General features: G+C 72.2%; 21 protein-coding genes. 13 read left to right on the forward strand and 8 right to left on the reverse strand.

What is annotated here, in order from left to right; genetic code table 11:
• Positions 1 to 92 precede the first annotated feature (92 nt).
• The 6 genes from ACIO9J_RS37480 to ACIO9J_RS37505 all read left to right on the forward strand — a co-directional run bounded on the left by ACIO9J_RS37480 (position 93) and on the right by ACIO9J_RS37505 (position 5,227).
• Positions 93 to 617: a GNAT family N-acetyltransferase gene (locus ACIO9J_RS37480; RefSeq protein ID WP_402009460.1), complete on the forward strand. Its 525-nt coding sequence runs from the start codon at positions 93 to 95 to the stop codon at positions 615 to 617.
• A gap of 97 nt (positions 618 to 714) precedes the next feature.
• Positions 715 to 1,014 carry a DUF4229 domain-containing protein gene (locus tag ACIO9J_RS37485; RefSeq protein ID WP_402009462.1) on the forward strand — a complete coding sequence of 100 codons (300 nt, stop codon included), beginning with the start codon at positions 715 to 717 and terminating at the stop codon, positions 1,012 to 1,014.
• 374 nt (positions 1,015 to 1,388) lie between these two features.
• Positions 1,389 to 2,753: a dicarboxylate/amino acid:cation symporter gene (locus ACIO9J_RS37490; RefSeq protein ID WP_402009463.1), complete on the forward strand. Its 1,365-nt coding sequence runs from the start codon at positions 1,389 to 1,391 to the stop codon at positions 2,751 to 2,753.
• A gap of 229 nt (positions 2,754 to 2,982) precedes the next feature.
• Positions 2,983 to 3,756: a hypothetical protein gene (locus ACIO9J_RS37495; RefSeq protein WP_402009465.1), complete on the forward strand. Its 774-nt coding sequence runs from the start codon at positions 2,983 to 2,985 to the stop codon at positions 3,754 to 3,756.
• A gap of 1 nt (position 3,757) precedes the next feature.
• Positions 3,758 to 4,429, forward strand: coding sequence for a hypothetical protein (locus ACIO9J_RS37500; RefSeq protein WP_402009467.1), 672 nt, complete (start codon positions 3,758 to 3,760; stop codon positions 4,427 to 4,429).
• 186 nt (positions 4,430 to 4,615) lie between these two features.
• Complete coding sequence (locus ACIO9J_RS37505; RefSeq protein ID WP_402009763.1) at positions 4,616 to 5,227, forward strand: TetR/AcrR family transcriptional regulator; 612 nt, start codon at positions 4,616 to 4,618, stop codon at positions 5,225 to 5,227.
• Here ACIO9J_RS37505 and ACIO9J_RS37510 read toward each other — a convergent pair.
• Complete coding sequence (locus tag ACIO9J_RS37510; RefSeq protein WP_402009468.1) at positions 5,199 to 6,041, reverse strand: MaoC/PaaZ C-terminal domain-containing protein; 843 nt, start codon at positions 6,039 to 6,041, stop codon at positions 5,199 to 5,201. The genes ACIO9J_RS37505 and ACIO9J_RS37510 overlap by 29 nt on opposite strands.
• Positions 6,042 to 7,012: 971 nt before the next feature.
• The gene (locus ACIO9J_RS37515) at positions 7,013 to 8,326 is read right to left on the reverse strand and encodes a 3-oxoacyl-ACP reductase (protein ID WP_402009469.1); all 1,314 of its coding nucleotides are present in this window, start codon (positions 8,324 to 8,326) and stop codon (positions 7,013 to 7,015) included.
• Positions 8,327 to 8,398: 72 nt separating this feature from the next.
• Here ACIO9J_RS37515 and ACIO9J_RS37520 point away from each other — a divergent pair, with 72 nt between their 5' ends.
• On the forward strand, positions 8,399 to 9,676 hold the full coding sequence (locus ACIO9J_RS37520) for an acetyl-CoA C-acetyltransferase (protein ID WP_402009471.1): 1,278 nt from the start codon (positions 8,399 to 8,401) through the stop codon (positions 9,674 to 9,676).
• A gap of 153 nt (positions 9,677 to 9,829) precedes the next feature.
• Entirely contained in the window at positions 9,830 to 11,404 is a 1,575-nt protein-coding gene (locus tag ACIO9J_RS37525; RefSeq protein ID WP_402009473.1) for an alpha/beta hydrolase, read from the forward strand.
• Between the two features lie 10 nt (positions 11,405 to 11,414).
• Here the strand turns inward: ACIO9J_RS37525 and ACIO9J_RS37530 are convergent, their stop codons facing one another.
• Complete coding sequence (locus tag ACIO9J_RS37530; RefSeq protein ID WP_402009475.1) at positions 11,415 to 12,290, reverse strand: helix-turn-helix transcriptional regulator; 876 nt, start codon at positions 12,288 to 12,290, stop codon at positions 11,415 to 11,417.
• 331 nt (positions 12,291 to 12,621) lie between these two features.
• Between ACIO9J_RS37530 and ACIO9J_RS37535 the strand changes: the two genes are divergently transcribed.
• On the forward strand, positions 12,622 to 14,013 hold the full coding sequence (locus tag ACIO9J_RS37535) for an MFS transporter (RefSeq protein ID WP_402009477.1): 1,392 nt from the start codon (positions 12,622 to 12,624) through the stop codon (positions 14,011 to 14,013).
• Between the two features lie 50 nt (positions 14,014 to 14,063).
• On the opposite strand, the gene cynR is transcribed toward ACIO9J_RS37535, so the two are convergent.
• Positions 14,064 to 14,954, reverse strand: a complete 891-nt coding sequence (cynR, locus tag ACIO9J_RS37540; protein WP_402009478.1) for a transcriptional regulator CynR — start codon at positions 14,952 to 14,954, stop codon at positions 14,064 to 14,066.
• A 214-nt stretch (positions 14,955 to 15,168) separates the two neighbouring features.
• Here cynR and ACIO9J_RS37545 point away from each other — a divergent pair, with 214 nt between their 5' ends.
• Both ACIO9J_RS37545 and cynS read left to right on the forward strand, forming a co-directional pair.
• Entirely contained in the window at positions 15,169 to 15,756 is a 588-nt protein-coding gene (locus ACIO9J_RS37545; protein ID WP_402009480.1) for a carbonic anhydrase, read from the forward strand.
• A 117-nt stretch (positions 15,757 to 15,873) separates the two neighbouring features.
• Entirely contained in the window at positions 15,874 to 16,347 is a 474-nt protein-coding gene (gene cynS, locus ACIO9J_RS37550) for a cyanase (RefSeq protein ID WP_402009482.1), read from the forward strand.
• A 16-nt stretch (positions 16,348 to 16,363) separates the two neighbouring features.
• On the opposite strand, the gene ACIO9J_RS37555 is transcribed toward cynS, so the two are convergent.
• Positions 16,364 to 17,443: a molybdopterin-dependent oxidoreductase gene (locus ACIO9J_RS37555; RefSeq protein ID WP_402009484.1), complete on the reverse strand. Its 1,080-nt coding sequence runs from the start codon at positions 17,441 to 17,443 to the stop codon at positions 16,364 to 16,366.
• Positions 17,440 to 17,583, reverse strand: coding sequence for a hypothetical protein (locus tag ACIO9J_RS37560; RefSeq protein ID WP_402009485.1), 144 nt, complete (start codon positions 17,581 to 17,583; stop codon positions 17,440 to 17,442). Before ACIO9J_RS37560 ends, ACIO9J_RS37555 begins: the two co-directional genes overlap by 4 nt.
• A gap of 118 nt (positions 17,584 to 17,701) precedes the next feature.
• Here ACIO9J_RS37560 and ACIO9J_RS37565 point away from each other — a divergent pair, with 118 nt between their 5' ends.
• Positions 17,702 to 18,034, forward strand: coding sequence for a hypothetical protein (locus ACIO9J_RS37565; protein WP_402009487.1), 333 nt, complete (start codon positions 17,702 to 17,704; stop codon positions 18,032 to 18,034).
• Between the two features lie 55 nt (positions 18,035 to 18,089).
• On the opposite strand, the gene ACIO9J_RS37570 is transcribed toward ACIO9J_RS37565, so the two are convergent.
• Positions 18,090 to 19,268, reverse strand: a complete 1,179-nt coding sequence (locus tag ACIO9J_RS37570) for a lipase family protein (RefSeq protein WP_402009488.1) — start codon at positions 19,266 to 19,268, stop codon at positions 18,090 to 18,092.
• Positions 19,269 to 19,672: 404 nt separating this feature from the next.
• Between ACIO9J_RS37570 and ACIO9J_RS37575 the strand changes: the two genes are divergently transcribed.
• A complete protein-coding gene (locus tag ACIO9J_RS37575) occupies positions 19,673 to 20,578 on the forward strand; it encodes a tetratricopeptide repeat protein (protein WP_402009490.1) in 906 nt (301 codons plus the stop codon).
• On the opposite strand, the gene ACIO9J_RS37580 is transcribed toward ACIO9J_RS37575, so the two are convergent.
• Entirely contained in the window at positions 20,503 to 21,612 is a 1,110-nt protein-coding gene (locus ACIO9J_RS37580; RefSeq protein ID WP_402009492.1) for an AraC family transcriptional regulator, read from the reverse strand. The genes ACIO9J_RS37575 and ACIO9J_RS37580 overlap by 76 nt on opposite strands.
• Positions 21,613 to 21,695: the final 83 nt, after the last annotated feature.

A 21,695-nucleotide genomic window follows, 5' to 3' on the forward strand; every position in this document is an offset into this window, starting at 1 on the left:
TGAGCCCCGGCCGTCACGGCCGGGGCTCACCGCGTTGTCCGGGATGCGGAATGCGCTTGAGGCACCCCGAGCGTAATGGTTACTCTCCTGCTATGACGCTTACATTCCGCATGGACCCGGAGATCGACCCCGCCCTGCGCGACGGAGTACTCGCGCTCTGGGCGGACGTGTCCAACGCGGGCGGGGCCGTCGGCTTCGTGCCGCCCGTGACCGTCGACGAGATCCGCCCGGAGTGGCTCAAGCGCCTGGCCGAGCTGAGCGAGGGCCGCATCCGGCTGCTCGTGGGGTACGACGAGGAGGGCGCCGTCGCCGCGACCGCCTTCCTCGCGTACAACCAGCACCGCCTGATGAAGCACTGGATCTGGCTGTACGTCGTGATGGTGCACCCGCGCCACCAGGGCAAGGGGTACGGGCGCGACCTGATGGCCGCCGCCGCGGACGCCGCCCGCTCCTTCGAGGGCGTCGAGGCGATCCGGCTCACCTGCCGGGGCGGCACCGGCGTCGACCGCTTCTACGCGAGCTGCGGATACAAGGAGGTCGGGCGGGTGCCCGGGGCGATCCGGGTGGCTCCGGGCGACGACCGCGACGACATCACGATGCTGCTGCCGCTGGCGTAGGACGGGGCACCCCCTTGCCGGGCGCGGGCCCTCGCGTGCTTCACTGGGAGATGCTCGTCCAGCTCGGGCCCATTTCGGAACGGAAGAGTGGATTGACATGCTCCGCTACACACTGATGCGCCTCGGTATCTTCGTGGCTTGCTTCGTGGTCGTCTGGGGCCTGGTCTACTCCGAGATCCTGCCGCGCGGTCTCGGCGAGTCGAACATGCTGTGGGTGCTGCTGCTCTCGCTGGTCATCTCCGCGCCCATCAGCTTCGTGGCCCTGCGCAAGGAGCGCGACCGCGCCTCGGCCACGGTCGTCGCGCGCGTGGACCGCACCAAGGCCAACCTGGAGGCGAACCGCACCCAGGAGGACGAGGCCGACGACGTCTCCCGCACGCAGGCGCAGGGCTCGTAAGCTTCGTCACACGCGACCAGAGGACCCCGGTCCCGGAGCACATCGCTCCGGGGGCCGGGGTTCCGTGCGTCACGGGGCAGTTGGGGCCCCCGGGGAGACCGTCAAACGGGGCTGGCCCCTCCGGTTACCTCAAACAAGACCTTTGATGTTCTCAAAGTACGAGTGTTAACGTGTTCGACATGAAGACAGCAGCAGCGCACCGCAACGCCATGAGCGTCCCGCTCGTGGCGCGCCTGCATGTCGACCTCTGCCGCTGCATGTCCGCGGCCTGTCACATCTGAACGTGACCCCCGATGCAGTGGCGCCGCTGACCCTTCGCGGTCGTCGCTCCCGTACGTCCCCAACCCCCTGACTTTCCTCACCGGAGTGTGTCCGTGTCCGCGAATTCCGCGACCCCCGCCGACCAGGCCGGGCAGCCCGAGAAGCCCCAGTCCGGCTTCCGGATACCCAAGTTCCTCAAGATCCCCTTCTGGGCGCAGATCCTCGGCGGCCTCGTCCTCGGCGTCCTGCTCGGCTGGATCGCCCGCAACCAGGACGTCGACTGGCTCGTCACCACCCTCTCCAAGGTCGGCGACACCTTCATCGGGCTCCTGAAGCTGGCGGTCGCCCCGCTCGTCTTCTTCGCGATCCTGGTGTCGATCACCAACCTGCGGAAGGTCAACAACGCCGCCCGGCTCGCCAGCCGCACCCTGCTCTGGTTCATGATCACGTCGCTGATCGCGGTGGCCATCGGCCTCACCATCGGCCTGATCACCAACCCGGGCTCCGGTACCGGCCTGACCCCGAAGGACGGCAAGGCCCCCGACCACGCGGGCTCCTGGATCGACTTCCTCACCGGGATCATCCCGACGGACGTCATCACGCCCTTCACCCAGCTCAACGTCCTCCAGATCGTCTTCATGGCCGCCGTCGCCGGCATCGCCGTACTGAAGATCGGCGACAAGGCCCAGCCGATCCTGGAACTGAGCGAGTCCGTCCTCGCCCTCCTCCAGAAGGCCCTGTGGTGGGTCATCAAGCTCTCCCCGATCGGCACCATCGGCCTCATCGGCTTCGCCATCGCGGACTACGGCTGGAACCTCATCAGCAAGTACGCGACGTTCACCGCGGACATCTACATCGGCTGCGCCCTGGTGATGTTCGGCGTCTACCCGCTGCTGCTCGCCTTCGTCGCCAAGGTCAACCCGCTCCAGTTCTTCAAGGGCGCCTGGCCCGCGATCCAGCTGGCCTTCGTCTCCCGCTCCTCGGTCGGCACCATGCCGATCACCCAGAAGGTCACCGAGCGCCTCGGCGTCCCGAAGGAGTACACGTCCTTCGCGGTGCCCTTCGGCGCCACCACGAAGATGGACGGCTGCGCCGCGATCTACCCGTCGATCGCCGCGATCTTCGTCGCGCAGATCTTCGACGTGAACCTGGGCATCAAGGAGTACCTGCTCATCGCGTTCGTGTCGGTCGTCGGCTCCGCCGCCACCGCCGGTCTCACCGGCGCCACGGTCATGCTGACGCTGACCCTGTCGACGCTCGGCCTGCCGATGGAGGGCGTGGGTCTGCTCCTCGCCATCGACCCGGTCCTCGACATGATGCGCACCGCCACCAACGTGGCCGGACAGGCACTCGTCCCGGTGATCGTCGCCGCCCGCGAGAAGATCCTCGACCACGAGGCGTACGAGAGCGCGTCGGCGTCCCCGCTCGACGACTTCGACGAGTCGCCTTCGTCGCGCGCGGTGCCTGCGGCCGCCTGAGTCCCCGGGTCGCTTCGTGACCCTGGAGCCCCGCCCCGGAACAATTCCGGAGCGGGGCTCCGCCGTTTCTGTGCACGGACTTGACGGTTTCTTGGGCGGGTTTAATATGGCCCTCACCAGCGCCCGGATCAGCGGGCACAGCTGGCCGATGGGGGAACAGTTCCTGATTCCCAGGAACACCAGCGGGGTTCACCCCGCCCTTTACCCGGCATGTGACAGAGGGGGCGTCATGACGTCTTCCGACATCGAGGTCGAGGCAAAACAGAAAGCCGCGGATGCGCTCCAGTTCATCGAAAACCTGGAACTCGATCAGCCCGAATTGCGCTATGTTCCACCCGGAGTCGCGCTCCAGGAAGAGGAGTCCGCGGCGGTCGTCGCGGGCAGCGTCGTCGCCTTCACCGACGGCCTGAACGGGCAGCAGAAGTCCGACGTGCTCAACGCGACGCTGCTCGCCCAGCTCGCCGCCAACAAGAAGTTCGACCGCGACGAGAACACCAAGAAGTGGTACGACTACTACCGCTCCGTCCTGGAGCAGGTCGGCTGGGTCGTACCGTCCTTCAGCTTCGCCAAGCTCACCGTCGCGGGATCGCGGTTCACCGTCGACCGCGCCGTCATCGCGCTGCTCCAGGCCATCGCGTCGCCCGGCGAGATCGCCGTGGCCAAGGCCGCGATCGACTCCCTGAAGTCCTTGCAGGACAAGGACCGCAGGGTGGTGCTGTTCGAGAGCAACGCGCACAGCGACAAGATGGGCAACTTCCAGATCGCGGCGTGCGGCGTCTCCTCGGGCGACACCGTGGTCATGAAGATCGGCATGTTCTACTTCACCACCACCGAACGCGTCACCCGCGTGCTGTTCTTCAGCTTCCCGCGCTCCGGTACGACGATGCAGCAGGCCCGCCAGACGATGACGCTCAACGAGGACGTGTACGCGCAGGTCCGCGAGGCCGTCATCAAGAAGCTCGGCGACAAGGCGAGTCAGTTCATCGACGACCTGGAGATCTGAGATGGACGTCCCGTCCACCGCGGCCACGGCCGCGGTGGACGGGGGTGCGCTCCTCGCCTTCGGCCCCGGAGTCTCCGCGCAGCACCGGACCGACGCCTCGTACGCGCTTCTGCTCGCGCAACTCGTGGCCAACAGGAAGTTCAACCGGTTCGCCGCCACGGAGCATTGGTACGGAGTTTTCGGGGAAACCCTGCAAAGCCTCGGCTGGATCGTCAAGGACCACGAAGGTTTCGTCAGACACCGGCCCCGCGCATTCCCTTATCGGATCGATTCGTTGGTGCTTGCGGCGCTGAGGCCGCCGCTCGTGGATGATGCCGGGTCGAATGTGCTCTCCGACGCGTTGAAAGCACTGGCCGGACTCCCCGACGGAGAACGCGCCGTAGAACTCTTCGACGAATACGGGCAATTCGAAGAATCCGGCAATTTCCAGGTCGCCCTGGTCGAGGAGGCGGACGCTCTCGTGGCCGTACGGCTCGGGCGGTTCCGCTTCCGTGTCGCGGACGAGGAGACGGCGCGGGGGCGACTGCCCCGGACCGATTTCCACGCCGGTGACGTCTTCCACCGCGGCGCCCAGACGCTCCACCTCAACGAGGAGGTGTACGGGCCCCTGCGGGACGACATCGCCGCCAAGTTGGGCGACCGGGTGGGGGTGTTGATCGCCCCGGTGACGTGAACGCGCCGGAGTCGCTCCTCCGGTAATCGTGGCCCGGCCTCCGTTGACCGTACGCTGACCTTGAACGGGTTGCGTGGGAAGGCGGGGGCCGGCGTGGGCGAGAAGCAGCGGCAGACGACGGTGCCGCGGCAGAAGACGGTGCCGCAGCGGGGATCGGCGCAGCCGCGGGTGCCCCGGCAGAAGCGGATGCCGCGTGCCGTGCGCGAGCAGCAGATGCTGGACGCCGCGGTGCGGATCTTCGGACAGCGGGGGTACCGGGCCGCGTCCATGGACGAGATAGCGGAACTGGCCGGGGTCTCCAAGCCGTTGGTCTATCTCTACCTGAACTCCAAGGAAGAGCTCTTCACCGCCTGCATCCGGCGGGAGGCCGCCGCGCTCGTCGCCGCGGTGCGGAACGGGGTGTCGGCGGCGGAGCCGGCCGACCGGCAGCTCTGGTCCGGGCTCACGGCGTTCTTCGAGCACACCGCGGCGCGGCCCGACGGGTGGGCGGTGCTGCACGCGCAGGCGCGTACGCACGGGGAGCCGTTCGCCGCGGAGGTCGCCCGGATGCGGGAGGAGATCCTCGCGTTCGTGACGCTCCTGATCGCCGAGGCGGCCCGGGAGGCCCACCGCGATCCGGCGCTGCCCGACCGGGAGGTCGCGGGGCTCGCGCAGGCGCTGGTCGGAGCGGCGGAGTCACTGGCCGACTGGGCCAACACGGACGAGTCCGCCTCCGCGAAGGAGGCGGCCGCGACGCTCATGAACTTCGCCTGGGCGGGCCTGGGTTCGCTCATGGAAGGACAACGCTGGATCCCGTGAGGTGCGGCTTGCCGGTGGCACTCCGGAGCTCGAAGGCGGGGCCTCGGGAGGCGTAGGTCACGGTGGAGGGGAGGGGGACGGGTGCCTTGAACTCGACGCGGATCTTGCGCTTCGCGCCGTGCTTCATGTCGTCCGCCGTGTCGTGCTCCGCCAGGCAGCGGGCCGCGGTCCACATGCCGTGGGCGATGGCTCGGGGGAAGCCGAAGGGGCGGGCGGTGAGTGGGTGCAGGTGGATGGGGTTGCGGTCACCGCTGACGGCGCTGTAGCGACGCCCCAGGTCGGGAGCGAGGCGCCACGGGGTCCCGGGACCGGGGATGCCCGGTGCCGGGGTGGGCTGCTGCGTGGGGCTGGTGGCGGGTGTCGGTGTCTTGTGGCGGGCCAGATAGGTGCTCTGCGACTCCCAGAGGAGGGTCCCGTCGGCGGCTCGGGCTTCGGTGACGAGGGTGACTTCGGTGCCGCGCCGGTGCGGTCCCAAGTGGGCTATGTGTACGTCCAGTTGAAGCTCCTCGGTGGGGTGGATGGCCTGGTGCTGGGTGATCCCGATGGAGGTGTGCACGAGTCCGAGCAACGGGAGCGGGAACTCGGGGTCGCACATCAGGCGCATGGCGAGGGGGAAGGCGAGGACGTGCGGATAGGTCGGGGGCAGGGTGGAGCCGATGCCGTCGGGGAGTTCGGGGAATCCGCAGAGGTGTGTGTAGGCGGTCAGGCGGGCGGGGTCGGCGCGGACGGTTCGGCGTAGGCGGGTGGTGGGGGGCTGGGCGTCCGGGGAGGGGCGCTTGAAGGGGGAGGCGAGGGCGGCGCGGAGGAGGGACATGGGGGCTGGTCCTTTCGGGGTTCGTCGTGTGGGGTCGCGTGGGTGTGTGGCTGGGGGTGGTTGCCGGTGCGGGTGCGTGGCTGGCCCGGTTGGGGTTTGTTTGGTGGGTGCCGGCTGGGTTGGGCTGGGGCGAGTGCGCTTCGTTCGTCTGTGGGGCGGGGCCGCGGGGGTATGTGCGTACTCGCTATCCCGGGGCGGGAGTTACTTGGACTTGCTTCCTTGCCTCGGTGGCCACTTGTGCTCCGTGCGCACATACCCCCACGTCCCCTCGGGACGGTTGCGCGACCGCGGCCCGGTGGGGGCCGACCTCCATACATCCGGACCGCGCCGCTGCCCCGGTCCCATTCGGTGTCCCACCGGCCCGCAGCCGCGAATCGGCCCGAGGGGACGCGGCGGTGTGCCGGGCCGGTCCCGCGGCCACGCCACGGCGGGGGGCAGCCCACACACCCGGACCGTGCCGCTGCCCCGGTCCCACTGGGCGCCCCACCGACCCGCAGCCGCGAGCGCTCCCGAGGGGACGCGGCGGCATGCCGGGCCGGCCCCGCGACCACGCGCAGGTGGGGGTCGCCCCACACACGTCCGGACAGCGTGACCGGAGAAGGCGTAGCGGTAGGTCGGGCCGGTCCCCGCGACCGCGCCCCGGTGCGGGTGGCTTTTCCCTACACCCCGGACTGCGCCGATGCCCTTAGTTCACCCGGTGCCCCACCGTCCCGCACCCGCGAGCGCGACCCGAGGGGACGTGGCGGTATGTCTGCCCGGAGCACAAGTGGCCGCGTACCGAGGTGCATGACGACGACGGCTCACCGGGATAGCGAGGACGGACATACCGCCGCGGCCCCGCCCCACGACGCAGCCGAGGCGCGACAGGAGCCACCGGCCCCTACTGGCCACCCATCGGCGCGGAGAAACGGGTGGGTGGGTGGGAAACGTTCCTACAGGGGGACATCCGCGCCGACAGGAGCGGCTCGGGGCTACGCCCCCAGGAGGCTTTGGCCGCATACCCGGACCACCTGCCCGTTCACACCCCCCGTCGCCAACCACGCCGTCGCCTCCGCCACATCCCCCGGCAGACCCCCCTGCCCGAGGGAGTTCATCCGGCGCCCCGCCTCGCGGATCAGGAGCGGGACCGACGCCGTCATCTTCGTCTCGATGAAGCCGGGTGCCACCGCGTTCATCGTGACGCCGTGTTCCGCGAGCGCGCGCGGCGCGAGGGAACGGGTCAGGCCGATGATGCCCGCCTTGCTGGCGGCGTAGTTCGTCTGGCCCGCGTTGCCCGCGATCCCCGCGATCGAGGAGGTGGCGACGATCCGCCCGCCGGGGCGGAGCACCCCGGTCCGCAGGAGCGTGTCCGTGGTGGTGAGGACCGCGCCGAGATTCACGTCGAGCACCGCGTTCCAGCGCTCGCGCTCCATGTTCGCCAGTTTGCGGTCGCGGGTGATGCCCGCGTTGTGGACGAGGACGTCGAGGCCGCCGGTGGGCAGCGCAGCGACGACGCGTTCGCCCGCGTCGTCCGCCGTGATGTCCAGGGGCAGCGCCGTGCCGCCCAGGCGGTCCGCGACGCGTACGAGGTCCTGCTGGGCCGCGGGCACGTCGAGGAGGACCACGCGCGCCCCGTCGCGGGCGAGCACCTCCGCCACGGCCTCGCCGATGCCGCGCGCGGCGCCGGTGACCAGTGCCGTACGGCCCGCGAGGGGGCGTGCCCAGTCGTCGGGGTCGCGGACCGCCGCGTCGGGTCCGGTCTCGATGACCTGGCCCGTGACGTACGCGGATCTGGGGGAGAGGAGGAAGCGCAGGGTCGACGCGGCGGAGCCGACCGGGCCCGGTACGCGTACCAGCGTGGCGGTGCGGCCGCGGCCCAGTTCCTTGGCCAGCGAGCGTACGAAGCCTTCGAGTGCCTGCTGCGCGGCCGCCTGGTGGTGGTCGTCGGGGTCGGGCGGTGAGCCGAGTACGATCACCCGGCCGTTGTCCGCGACCGAACGCACCACGGGGTGCAGCGCGGTGTGCACCTCGGTGAGGTCGGCGACGCAGGCCGCCGCGGTCGCGTCGAGGACAACTGCCGCGGGGCGCTCGGACTTTGTGGCGGGCGGCAGGCCCTGAGCGGTGAGGAGTTCGACGAGGGCGTCCGTGTGGCGAGAGCCGCCCGTGGTCAGGAGCAGCAAGTCGCCGTCCAGGAAGGGGTGTTCGGGTGTCCAGCGGCGTAGGGCGGCCGGTTGGGGCAGGCCCAGGCGGCGGGTGAGGAAGCGGCCGGGCGCGGTGGCGGTGAAGTTCAGATAGCGGTCGGCCATTGTCCAACTCCCAGCTGAGTCCTAAATTTACTTCTGAGTAAGGTTACTCAAGGGTCAGGAGCTGGTCGAGACATGAGTTCCCCTTCCGTACGACGCGTCGCCGTCATCGGCGGCAGCCGCATCCCCTTCGCGCGCGCCGACGGTCCGTACGCGACCGCGTCCAACCAGGACATGCTCACCACGGCCGTCGACGGTCTCGCGGCGCGTCACTCCCTCCAAGGAGAGGGCGTCGTGGGCGAGTTGGTTGCCGGGGCGGTGCTCAAGCACAGCAGGGACTTCAACCTGGCCAGGGAGGTCGTCCTCGGCTCGACGCTCGACGCCAGGACGCCCGCGTACGACATCCAGCAGGCCTGCGGCACCGGACTCCAGGCCGTCGTCGCCGTCGCCAACAAGATCATGCCCGGGCAGTTGGACTCCGGCATCGCGGGCGGCGCCGACACCGCGAGCGACGCGCCGCTCGGCGTCAACGACGAGCTGCGCAAGATCCTGCTCGCCACCCGGCGCGCCACCTCCGTGGGCGGGCGGCTGCGCGCCCTGGGCCGGGTGCGGCCCCGGCACCTCGTGCCGGACATCCCGCGCAACGCCGAGCCGCGCACCGGGCTCTCCATGGGCGAGCACGCCGCCGTGACCGCGCGCGCCTGGGGCATCACGCGCGAGGCGCAGGACGAGCTGGCCGCGGCGAGTCACCAGCGGCTCGCCGCGGCGTACGAGCGCGGGTTCTTCCAGGACCTCGTCGTACCGTTCCGTGGCCTGGCCAGGGACCAGAACCTGCGGCCGGGGTCCTCGGTGGAGAAACTCGCCAGGCTCAAGCCGGTGTTCGGGCTCGACGGGCCCGACCCGACGATGACGGCGGGCAATTCGACGCCGCTGACCGACGGGGCGGCCGTCGTACTCCTGGCCGGAGAGGAGTGGGCAGAGCGGCGCTGCGCCGAACCGCTCGCCTATCTCACCGCGTGCGAGACGGCCGCCGTGGACTTCGTGCGCGGCGACGTCGCGGGCGGCGACGACGGGCTGCTCATGGCGCCCGCCCACGCGGTGCCCAGGATGCTGGAGCGGGCCGGGCTCGGGCTCGGCGACTTCGACTTCGTGGAGGTCCACGAGGCGTTCGCCTCGCAGGTCCTCGCGACGCTCGCCGCATGGGAGAAGCGGGGCATCGGCACGGTGCCCAGGGAGCGGCTCAACGTCGCCGGGTCCTCGCTCGCCACCGGGCACCCCTTCGCGGCCACCGGGGCGCGGATCGTCGCCACGCTCGCCCGGCTGCTCGCGGAGCGGGGGCGTCCTGGGCGCGGGCTCATCTCTGTCTGCGCGGCGGGCGGGCAGGGGGTCACGGCGATCCTGGAGCGGGACTGAAGGGCGGGACTGAAGGGCGGGGCTAGGGGGCGGGGTCGAGGGGTGGGTGTGTCGCGGAGGGTGATCGGCGTGTGCGCAGGGTGACCGGTGTGAACGGGCGGGGTGTCCAACCGGCGCTTAGGGTGAGCGAGGGGCACACCCTGGGAGGTTGCCGTGCGCGGAGCCTGTGCACTCGCCGGCGTCACCGTGCTGATCGTCGTGGGAGCGGGAGTGCCGGGCCTCGTCCCGGTCGCCTCCGCCGACGAGGACGGCGGGCGGCCCGATCTGTCGCGGTACTACACGCAGAAGATCAAGTGGTCCGCCTGCAAGGGCTCGACCGGCGCCGTCGCGGAGGCCACCGGCCATGCCGGGGACGTCCGGTGCGGGCACGTGACCGTGCCGCTCGACTACGGCAAGCCCGCCAAGGGCACCGTCGACCTGGCGATGATCCGGCTGCGCTCCAGCGCGAGCGGCAAGCCGCGCGGCTCCCTGCTCCTGAACTTCGGCGGCCCCGGCGGACCCGGCGTCTCCGCGCTCGCCGGCTCGCAGAAGGAGTTCGGCTACCTCAGCAAGGGGTACGACGTGGTCTCCTTCGACCCGCGCGGCGTCGGCGAGAGCGCCCCCGTCAGCTGCGGCGACGCCGCGGACGAGGCGTCGAGCGGGGACGGCGGCACGGACGACGCGGCCGCCGTGCTCGCCGAGTTGCGCAAGGTCGCCGCGAAGTGCGCGGCCGATTCGGGGCCCGTCCTGCCCTACGTCGGGACGGTCAACGTCTCGCGGGACATGGACGTCATGCGTCAGGCGCTCGGCGACAAGAAGCTCAACTACCTCGGCTTCTCCTACGGGACGCGGCTCGGCGCCGTCTACGCCGCCCAATTCCCCAAGAAGGTCGGGCGGATGGCGCTCGACGGCGTGGACACGCTGACCGAGCCGGTCGCCGAGCAGTCCCTCGCCACCGCGGAGGGCCGCCAGACCGCCCTCGACAACTTCCTCGCCTGGTGCACGGGAAACGCGGGCTGCGTCTTCGGCACGGACGCGCGGACGGCCAGGCAGGGCATGGTCCGGCTCATCAGGGACATGGACGAGATGCCGCTCCAGGCCGCGGACGGCGGGGAGTTCACCGGCCAGGACGTCGTCGGCGTGCTCAGCCAGGCCCTGTACAGCAGGCAGGCGTGGCCCGCGCTCTCGCAGGCGCTCGGCGGGCTGCTCGCGGACGGTGACCCGCGCGCCCTGATCCGGATGAGCGGCGGCCTCGGCGGCGGTTCCGGCGGCATCTCCTGGCGCGCCGGCACGGTGTCGTCCGACGAGGTGCCCGCCGACAACATGGCCGCCGCGCTGATGGCCGTGAACTGCGCCGACGACCCCGACCGGCCCGACGCCGCCCGCATCGAGAAGGAGATCGGCACGCTCCAGAAGGAGTTCGAGGAGGCCTCGCCGGTCTTCGGCAAGTCGATGCTGACGCCCGTGCTGCTCTGCTTCGGGCGGCCCGCGGGCACCGACTACATCCGTGCGGACGTACGGGACGTGAAGACGCCCAAGCTGCTGCTCGTCGGCACCCGCGGCGACCCGGCCACCCCCTACCGGTGGACGGAGGAGACCGCGAAGCGCCTCGGTCCGCAGGCCGTCGTCCTGGACAACAAGGGGGACGGGCACACCGGTTACCTGGGCTCCACGTGCGTGAAGGACAAGGTCGACGGGTTCCTGCTGTACGGCGAGAAGCCGACGGCGGGGACGTGCCCGGCGGAGTGAGCGCGCGGGCCTAGTCCCGCGCGGTCAGCCGCAGCATCGCCGCCTCGTCGGGCGTGCCCTCCGGTGCCTGGTAGACCACCATCCGCTGGCCGCCCGTCCGCGCCAGCTGCATCACCTCGTACGTCAGGGTCATCGAGCCGACCTTCGGGTGGGCGAAGGTCTTGCTGCCGCCGCCGCGCTCCCGTACGTCGTACCGCTCCCAGAGGCGGGCGAAGTCCGGTGACTTGAGCAGGAGTTCACCGACCAGACCGGTCAGCTCGGGCGAGTCGGGGTCGGTGCCGCCGACCGCGCGCAGATGCGCCACGGACTGCGCGACGGTCTCCTCCCACGGCCGGTAGAGCTCCCGGCCCACCGGGTGCAGGAAGACGTAGCGCGTGACGTTGCGCTGCTCGGCGGGCCAGTCCCACAGGCCGGGCATCAGGGCCTTGCCGGGGGCGTTGGCGGCCAGCATGGAGCTGTGCCTGCTCACCACGTACGCGGGCAGCGGGGTCAGCGCGTCCAGCATCCGCAAGGTGGAGGCGCGGACCGTTTGGTCGGTCGTGGGGTGCGGCTCCGTGAGGCGGCCCGAGGCCAGCTCGGCCAGGTCGTGCAGGCGGTCGTGGGCGTCGCCCGTCAGGCGCAGGGCGCGGGCCAGCGCGTCGATGACGGGGGCCGACGGGTTCGTCTCGCGGCCGCGTTCCAGGCGCGTGTAGTAGTCGACGCTCACCCCGGCGAGCGTCGCGAGCTCCTCGCGGCGCAGGCCGGGCGTGCGGCGCAGGCCCGTGCCCGCGGGCAGGCCCGCCTCCGCGGGGGTGACGCGGGCGCGCCGGGCGCGGAGGTACCGGCCCAGCTCCGTGCCGGTGGGCGGCGCCGTGGTGGTGGGCGCGCTCCCTGTGCTTTCGGTCATCTGTCCATTGTCCCTGGTGCGCCGGTGGCGTGGGGGGTTGTGTCAGGGCCTGGAACGGGGGACCCCGGTGAACCGCGGCCTGCCACTGCGTGGAGTTTGGGCGGAGAGTTGGTCCTGTTGCGGGCGGCTCGGGCTCCCGGGGCCCAGGGGGTACGTGTTGCCGGGCCGCGGCCTTGGGGGCTGTGCCGCCCGCACGTGGCTGGTGTTCTTTCGTCGCTCCGCGACGGGGTGCCCACCCGCCCACCCGTTTCTCCGCGCCGAGCCCCGCCTGTAGGGGCTTTCCCGCTCGCCCACCCGTGTCTCCGCACCGAGACCCGTCCGTAGGAGCACCATGTCCGCCGTTCTTGATCCGCCCCGTGTCCGTACCCGGACCTCCCCGGCGTCCGGGGGCTCCTCCGTCGCCCTCGTCGCCGCTCTGCTCGGGTTCACCGTCATCACCATCGACGTCACCGCGGTGAACATCGCGCTGCCCGACATCCGGGACTCGCTGCACGGCGGCATGGCCGGGCTGCAGTGGGTCGTGGACGCCTACACGCTGATGTTCGCGGCGCTGATGCTCTCCGCGGGCGCGCTCGCCGACCGGGCGGGGGCGCGGCGGGCGTACGCCTGGGGGGTCGGGCTCTTCACCGCCGCCTCGCTGGCCTGCGCCCTCGCGCCCGGCATCGGCTCGCTGATCGCGGCGCGCGTCGCGCAGGGCGGGGCCGCCGCGATCGTGATGCCCGCCTCGCTCGCGCTGATCCGCCAGGCCTACGACGACCCGCGCCGCAGGGCCCGCGCCATCGCCCTGTGGACGGTGGGCGGTTCGGTGGCCGTGGCGGTCGGGCCCGTGCTCGGCGGCGTCCTCACCGAGACCGCCGGATGGCGTGCCGTCTTCCTGCTCAACCTGCCGGTGGGCGCGCTGATCCTGGCCCTCCTCACCCGTACCGCCGCCTCGCCCCGCAGGCCCGCGCCGCTGGACCTGATGGGCCAGGTGACCGCCGTACTCGCCCTGGCCGGGCTCGCGTTCGCGGTCATCGAGGGCGGGCACCTGGGGTGGACGAGCGCGCCGGTGCTCGCCGCGTTCGCCGTCGCCGTCGGCGCCGGATTCGCCTTCCGCGCCGCCGAGAAGCGGCACCGCGCGCCCATGGTGCCCCTCGCCCTGCTGCGCGAGCGGACGGTCACCGTGTCCCTCGCCATCGGCTTCGCCGTGAACGCCGGGTTCTACGGCGTGACGTTCCTGCTCGGCCTCTACTACCAGCAGTTGCGCGGCATGACGGGTGTCGAGGCGGGGCTGATGTTCGTGCCGCTGGCCGTGCTCATCACCGCCACCAACCTCCTGTCGCCGCGCGTCGCCGAGAGGTTCGGGCGGCGGCCGGTGATCGTCATCGGGCAGGCCGTGCTCGCCCTCGCGATGTTCGCGCTGCTGCCGCTGGGCGCGGACACCCCGTTCTGGCTCGTCCTCCTGCTGCTCGTGCCGACCGGGCTCGGCGGCGCCTTCGCGGTCCCCGCGCTCACCGCGCAGCTCATGGACAGCGTGCCCGGCGAACGCGCGGGCACGGCGTCCGGTCTGCTCAACTCCCTGCGCCAGACCGGCGGTGCGATGTCCGTCGCCCTGTTCGGCGCGCTCCTCGCGGGCGGCGGCTCCGGCTTCTCGCTCGCGGGCATGCACCTGGGCCTGCTCGTCACCGGGCTCCTCCTGTGCGTCACCACGGCCCTCGCGGCGTGGCTGCTGCCGCGGGGCTGAGCGGAACACCCGGGCGAGGGTGGTGACTTGGCGGCGCGGATACGCGACCGTCAGCGCGCCCAGTCGCGGGCCAGTCCGGTGAACGCGCGGGCGGCCGCCGTCTCGTAGGCGTTCTCCCTGCGCAGCAGCGTGACCGTGCGGGCGGGCAGCGCGGGGGACAGCGGCACGGGGTGCAGGTGCGGGTGGTCGCGGGTCAGGGCGTCGGGCAGCACCGTGGCGAGCGGGGTGCGCCGGACGATCTCCGTCAGCGCGTTGATCGAGTCCGCCTGGACGGCGACGCTCGGCCGCACGCGGTGCCTGGCGAAGTGCGCGTCGATGTGGTCACGGGTGGCGAACCCCGGGCTGAGCAGCGCGAGCGGGCAGCCGGCGAGCTCCCGGACCGGCAGCGGCCGCTCGCGGCCCGCGTACGGGTGGGCGTCGCCGACGACCAGGCCCAGCGTCTCGGTGAACAGATCGGTGCCGGTGACGCCCGCCCGGTGCGGGCGCGGCCCGTCGAAGGCGATGCCCAGGTCCAGTTCGTCGGCGAGCAGCGCGGCTTCGATGCCGTCCTGCGACTCCTCCCTGACGTGCAGGGCGATGCCCGGGTGCCGCTCGTACAGCCGGGCGGCGAGCGGGCCGACCAGATAGGCCGTGAACGTCGGTGTGGTGGCCAGCCGGAGCGTGCCGCGCGACAGGTCGGCCACCTCGCCCAGGGCGCGCTCGGCGGCGGCCAGGTCCTGGAGCGCGCGGCGCGCGTAGTGGGCGTAGGCGGTGCCCGCGTCGGTGAGCCTGACGGTGCGGCCCGTGCGGTCGAGGAGCTGGGCGCCGACGGCCCGTTCGAGCTGCTTGATCTGCTGCGACAGGGTCGGCTGCGAGACGCGCAGCTCCTCGGCGGCGTACGTGAAGCTCGCGTGTTCGGCGACGGCGAGCAGATAGCGCAGATGACGGAGTTCCGGGGCCATGCAGCAACTATAGATGGGGTCGATAGGGGTCATCGGCGATACGTCTTGGACGCTATAGGTGCAGGTCATGCATGGTGGATCTCAGGCCGGTCCCGCACGGGAAACACGGTTCCGCACGGCAGTCCCTGTTCCGCGTGGTGCCCCCGTTCCGTACGGAAACCCCTGTTCCGCGCGGCGCCCCCGGCGGGACCGGCCGCCACCGAAGGGAGTGACCATGCACGACCTCAGTGAGGGCGTCGCCCGTTTCCACCGCGACGTCTTCCCCGGCAAGGCGGACCTGTTCGCCCGCCTGGCGACCACGCACCGGCCCGGCACGCTGTTCGTCGGCTGCTCCGACGCCCGCGTCGTACCGGAGCTGATCACCCAGCGCGAGCCGGGCGAGCTGTTCGTCATCCGCACCGCGGGGAACCTCGTGCCTCCGCACGCCCCCGGCGCCGACGGCGTCGCCGCGAGCGTCGAGTACGCCGTCGCGGTGCTCGGTGTCGACGACATCGTGGTCTGCGGCCACTCCGGCTGCGGCGCGATGACCGCGCTCGCCGAGGGGCACGACCTGGCGGCGCTGCCCGCCGTCGCCGACTGGCTGCGGCACGTGGGTGCCGTGCCGGTGACGCGCGACGTGCCCGCCCTGGTGCGCGCCAACGTCGCCGCCCAGCTGGCCAACCTGGCCACCCACCCCTCGGTGGCCCGCGCCCTCGCGGCGCGGACGCTCACCCTGCGGGGCTGGGTCTTCGACATCCCCACCGGAACGGTGGAGCAGGTCGACGTCTCAAGTCCCGTGGCGGGTACGCCGGTTCACAGCTAGAGCGGCCGTACCTCTGCGCATACGGATACGCATACGCATACGCATACGCGTACACACGCACATCCACCACCACCTCCTCCTCCCCCCCCCGAACATCCACAGAAAAGAGAACACCCCATGCCGCACGCCCAGTTCGACCCCACCGCCCGTCAGGCCCTCGCCGTCGCCGCCGTCGACGCCAAGACCCGCAAGGACCTGTCCTGGCAGCAGATCGCCGATGTGACCGGTGGCCTCTCGGTCGCCTTCGTCACCGCCGCCGTACTCGGCCAGCACGCCCTGCCGGACCACGCGGCCGACGCCGTCGCCGAGCTGCTCGGCCTGGACGCGGACGCGGCGATGCTCCTGCGCACCATCCCGACGCGCGGTTCGCTCGACGGGACCGTCCCGACCGACCCGACGATCTACCGCTTCTACGAGATGCTCCAGGTGTACGGCACCACCCTGAAGGCCCTGGTCCACGAGGAGTTCGGCGACGGCATCATCAGCGCCATCAACTTCAAGCTGGACGTGAAGAAGGTCGCCGACCCCGAGGGCGGCGAGCGCGCGGTCATCACGCTGGACGGCAAGTACCTGCCGACCAAGCCCTTCTAGTAGAGGCCGGTCGCGGCTAGCCGCGTCGCGCCTGCGCGCCCCGGGCCGCCACCGTGAACGCCACCTCGTGCACCGAGTTGCGCGCGCCCGGCGGCGGCTGGACGCGGCCCGCGCGGTCCCTCGCCCGCGAGCGGACCGTGTGCGGGCCCGGCGGCAGGGAGCGCCGCAGTGAGAAGCCCTGCCAGGCGGGTTCGGAGCCCGGCACGTCGAGGCGGGCCGGTTCCCACCGGCCGCCGTCGAAGGACAGGTCCACCGCGACGACCTCCGTGGTGCTCCACGCCCGGCCCCTGAACGTCACGTCGCCCGGGGCGAGTTCGGCGTCCGGCGCGGGGGAGAGCAGCTTGCTGCTGACGTCGAGCGCGCGCACCGGCTGCGGGGTGTCGTGGCCCTCCACCGCGCGCGTGTAGAACCGCGTGGTGAACATGTGCTCGGGGCGGGTGTCCGTGAGGACGATCCGGGTCAGCCACTTCACGGAGTTGGTGCCGAACATCCGCGGTACGACGGCGCGCAGCGGATACCCGTGCCGGGGCCGCAGCGGCGCGCCGTTCATGCCGTGGGCCAGGAACACGTCGCGGTACGCCGCCTCCAGGGGCAGGTCCTTCACGTACGAGAGCCCTTCCTCGCCCTGGAACGAGCCGGTGTCCGCGCCCTCGAACCGCACGTGCCGGGCCGTGACCAGCGGCACCGCGCGGTCCAGGAGGGCGGCGAGCGGCAGGCCCGTCCACTCGACGTTCGCCACCGCGCGGGTCGGGGTGTCGGGGCGGAACGGGCTGCCGAAGCACTCGTGCACGGCCGTGAGCTGCTCGGCGGGCAGCGCGCGGACGGCGGCCAGATCGAGGAGCAGCGGCCGCTCGACCAGGCCCTCCACCGACAGGGTCCAGGTGCTCGCGTCGATCTCGGGCAGGCCCAGGTGAGCGCGTACGAAGACGTTGTCCACCGGCGTCACGAAGTCGGGCCCCGGCGCGGGGTCGGCCGTCGAGGGGTCCTCGGGCGGCGGGACGAGCGGCGAGGACGCCGCGGGCGGCGTGAACGGTGCGGACGGTGTGGGCGGCGTGGCCGGTGCGGACGCCCCGGACTGCGCGGATCGTGCGGTCATCGGGTGGTTCCCCTTCCGGGTCCCTCCGGTTCCGGCGCCGGGTCCGCCGCGCGCCGCTGGGGCATCGCGTCGGACGCCTTCATCGCCAGGACGAACAGGGCGATCATGCCCAGGGACAGTGCGGTCGGCGCGATGAGCATGACGAGTAGTTCCCCCCGGTCTCCCAGTCCTGCGTACCTCAAGATCCTATGAAGAAGGGGCCGGAGCCGCCCAGTCCTTTTCCCGGCGCCGCGCGCGTGCGCCGTCCGGCGGGGCTTGGTGACCGGCCTGCGCCGTGCGTGCGGCAGGCCCGGCCCGCCCGGGGACCGCCCGCACCGTGCCGGCGACCGGACCACGCAGCCCCCCGCCCCGCCTCACCCCGACTCCTCCCCGGCAACGGGCGGCACCACCCGGGCCGTCGTCCGGGGCCCCTACCAGACCGGGACGACGGCCCGGGTGGTCGTGCGGGTCTGTCCGGGCGCCGGGTACGCCTTCGACGGCCGGGTCGATGACTGGGCCCTGGACGGCAGGCCGCACTTCAACAAGGGGCGGGGCGGCTCGGCGGCGTGGCGTGCCGAGGGCGGGAAGGTCACCGCCCGCCGCGCGCAGTGAGACGGGGGCGCCCCCGGACAGGGGCGCCCCCGTCAGGGGCGGTCGCGCGGCGGGGTCAGCAGTTGCCGCGTACCCGCTTGCCCGCGAAGCGGTCCGCCAGCCACTGGGCCGCGAACGGAGACTGTGTGATGACCCCGCTGACGTGCTCGCCGAGCGGCACCGTGTGCCACTCCACGTTCGCGCCCTTCGCGCACCAGTCCTCGCGGACCTGCTTGCCCACGCCGTACGGAATGAGCTCGTCGGCGAGCGCGTGGTAGAGGTAGACCGGCGCGTCCGGCTTGTGCGTGCCGATCCTGGACTCCCTCAGGCGCTGCTGCCAGTCGGGCTGTTCGAGGGGGTTCTTCGTCGTCATCGACGCGATCGTCTTGAACGAGCCGAGCACCGCGCCGTCCGCCACGCAGCTGTTCCGCAGGGCGCCGACGAGCGCCTTGCCCGCCGGGTTCAGATACGAGTCCAGCTTCAGCTCGGGGAAGGCCGCGTTCTGGCCGATGGCCGCCATGAAGATCAGGCCCGAGCCGTACGAACCGTCGTTGAACGCGGCGACCTTCTCCAGGTCGCCGGGGACCCCGCCGGTCGCCGTGCCCTTGACGTCGAGGTCGGGCGCGTACGAGTCGTGCAGTTCCGCCGCCCACGACGAGGCCTGGCCGCCCTGCGAGTAGCCCATGATGCCGACCGGCGTGTCCTTGCCGAGTCCGGCCTCGGGCAGCCGGATCGCGGCGCGGGCCGCGTCCAGCATGGCCTGGCCCTCGGCGCGGCCCACCGTGTAGGTGTGGTCGCCCGGCGTGCCGAGCCCCTCGTAGTCGGTGACGGCCACGGCCCAGCCGCGCAGGGTCAGCTGCTGGATGAGGTTGGCCTCCAGGGTGGTGCCCCTGGGGAAGCCCGCGCTGGGCGCGCAGCGGTCGCCGACGCCGACGGTCCCCACGGCGTACGTGATGAGCGGGCGCGGGCCCTTCCTGCCGTCCTGCGGCACGATGACCGTGCCGGAGACGGTGTTCGGCTCGCCCTTCGCGGTGGTCGACCGATAGTTGATCTTCCACGCCTTGGTGTTCGTCGGCTGGCCGGGCAGCGGGTGGAAGCTGCTCGGCTCGGAGCTCACGATGTCGCCGGGGGACCGGGTCTCCGCGGCCCCCGCGCCCGTGCCCGGTTCGGCGTGGGCTGCGGCGAGCGGGGTGACGGCCGACAGGCCGAGCGCGGCGGCCACGGCCAGGGCTCTCCAGCCGGTGCGGGTGTGCATGCGGCTCTCCCAACTGTTGTCAGTGGCAGTGCTGATCCGTCTGTTGTCAGTGGCGGTGCTGATCCGTGCTGATCCGTGCTGTTCCGTCGAAGAACGTAGTGACTCATGAGTAAGTAACGGGCTGACCGGGACGCTCACCTTCGTTGACCCCGGCACGCAGGTATCCAGGCGGGCGGCCCGGCGCTACGTTCACACAGGGAGAGCCGCGGACTCTGGAACGAGTGGGGGTGGTGGCGGTGCTCGACGACGCCATGACAGCACTGGCGGCAGGAGTCGGGTGACCACGGTGGCGGGCTCGCCGCCCTCGAACAGCTCCTCGTGGACAGGGACCGGCCGGCCGGGCCGCACCGCGGCCGGACGGCGGTCGCAGGACACCGACACCCGACGCCGAACGGAGAACCCTCATGCCGGAAGAGACCACCCAGCCGCGGCCCGCCAGGTTCGAACAGGCGCTCGCCTGTTTCCACGAGGCGCGCGACCTGACCGACCCCGAGGAGTCGCCGGGCGTCTACGGCGTCATCCTGCACGACATCGCGGACACCTACCGCGACGCCCGCGACCTCAAGGAGGCCGTCGAGCACTTCCGGCAGGCCGTCGCGTACAAACAGCGCGCCGACAACCCGAGCGATCTCGCCACCACCATGACCGCGCTCGCCAACACCCTGGTCTCGATCGGCGAACACACCGAGGCGCGCGACGTCCTGGAGCGGCTGCTCGCCGAGGCGCCGAAGATCGGGGACGCCGAGCGGCAGGCCGCCGTCCTGCACAACGTGGGCCTCACCTATGAGGAGTTGGGCAACCTCGGCGTGGCGGGCGCCTACGACGACGGCATCGCCACCTACCGCGCGGCGCTCGTCCTGATCGACGGCGACGGCGACCCCGGCTGGTACGCCACCGTCCTCAAGGACATCGGCGACGCCTACGAGGCGCAGGACCTCCTGGAGCAGGCGCACGCCTCGTACGAGGACGCCGTGCGGTACACGCGGCGCATCGAGGGGACGTCCGCGTCCCTGATCACCGTCCTGATCGCGCTCGGCAGGGTCAGCAGGCGGCTCGGCAGGCTGGAGGACGAGCTGGCGGTGAACGGCGGCGCGGCCGTGCCCGGCGGCGGGCCGCCGGTGGTCAACGGCACGGTGGTCGAGGACGCGTCGGCAAGGGCCGAAGCGGCGGACCCGGCGGAACCCGTGGACCCGGTCGACGCGCTGCCGCCCTCGGACCGGCCGGGCGGGCGGGCTCAGGCGGACGCGCCGCCGCCACCGGACGGCATCCCGCCCCGCCCCGACTCCCCGCCCCCGGGCGAGGAACCGTAAGGGGGAAGCGGGTCCTCGGCGGCCGCCCCCGGAGGCGGCCGCTCGGTCCGGTACGCCCCCGGTGTCGTGCCCGTCCACCGGCGGAACGCCCGGTGGAAGGCCGTGTCCTCGGAGAAGCCGAGCCGCGCCGCGAGCACCGCGATCGGCTCATTGCCCTCCACCAGGCCCGCGATGGCCGCGTCGCGCCGCACCGCGTCCTTCAGCCGCTGGTACGACGTGGCCTCCTGGGCCAGGCGGCGGCGCAGCGTCGCGGGGCTCACGGCCAGGCGCCCCGCGATCTCGCCGAGCGAGGGGAGGCGGGGCGAGGAGCGCAGGGCGCGGGCGAGCAGCCGGCCGACCTGCTCGGCGACCGTCGTGCCGTACTCGCGCCGGGTGAGGAGTTCGAAGGGCGCGCGGCGCAGCATCTCGTCGAGCGCCGCCTCGTCCCTGATCAGCGGCGCGTCCAGCCAGTGCGGGTCGAACCCGGCGCCGGTCCGTCCGGCGCCGAACCGCACGGGGCAGCCGAAGAGCAGCTCGTACTCGTCCTTGTGCGGGGGCGGCGGATGCCCGAACTCGGCCCAGCGCAGCGGGATGCGGCGGCCGATCAGCCAGCTGCACAGCCGGTGCCAGATGATGACCAGGCACTCCGCGAGGAAGTAGTCCTGTTCGAGGTCGTTGCGGACGCCGAAGACGGCCTCGTCGGCGCGGCGTTCCAGGACGAGGTCGGGGCCGCCGGGGAAGAGGCCGTAGAAGGTGACGCCCCGGCGCACCGCGGCGTCCAGATCGCGGCAGCCGAGGGAGGCCTGGCACATCATCGCGAACGTCCCCGGCCTGCTCACCGCGGAGCCGAGGCCGAGGAACTCGTCCTGCGTGGCGCGGTACAACTCCCGGAACAGGCGGGTGAATTGGGGTGCGGTGACGCGGGCCCTGTCGTCGCCGAGGAGCAGCGGGGGGATCTCCGCGCCCCGCAGCAGCGGCACGGTGTCCACCCCGCGCCGCTCGGCGCCGCGCAGCACGGCCCGCACATGGTGCACGGTGATCGTCCGCCTGGCCATGGCACGACGTTAGCGCCGGGAGGTGTGACCCGACACACCGCGTCGCTGAGCGCGCGGGTCAGTGGTGCTGACGTTTCCGGTCA

It is taken from the genome of Streptomyces sp. NPDC087300 (assembly GCF_044744425.1).
Lineage (GTDB): Bacteria > Actinomycetota > Actinomycetes > Streptomycetales > Streptomycetaceae > Streptomyces.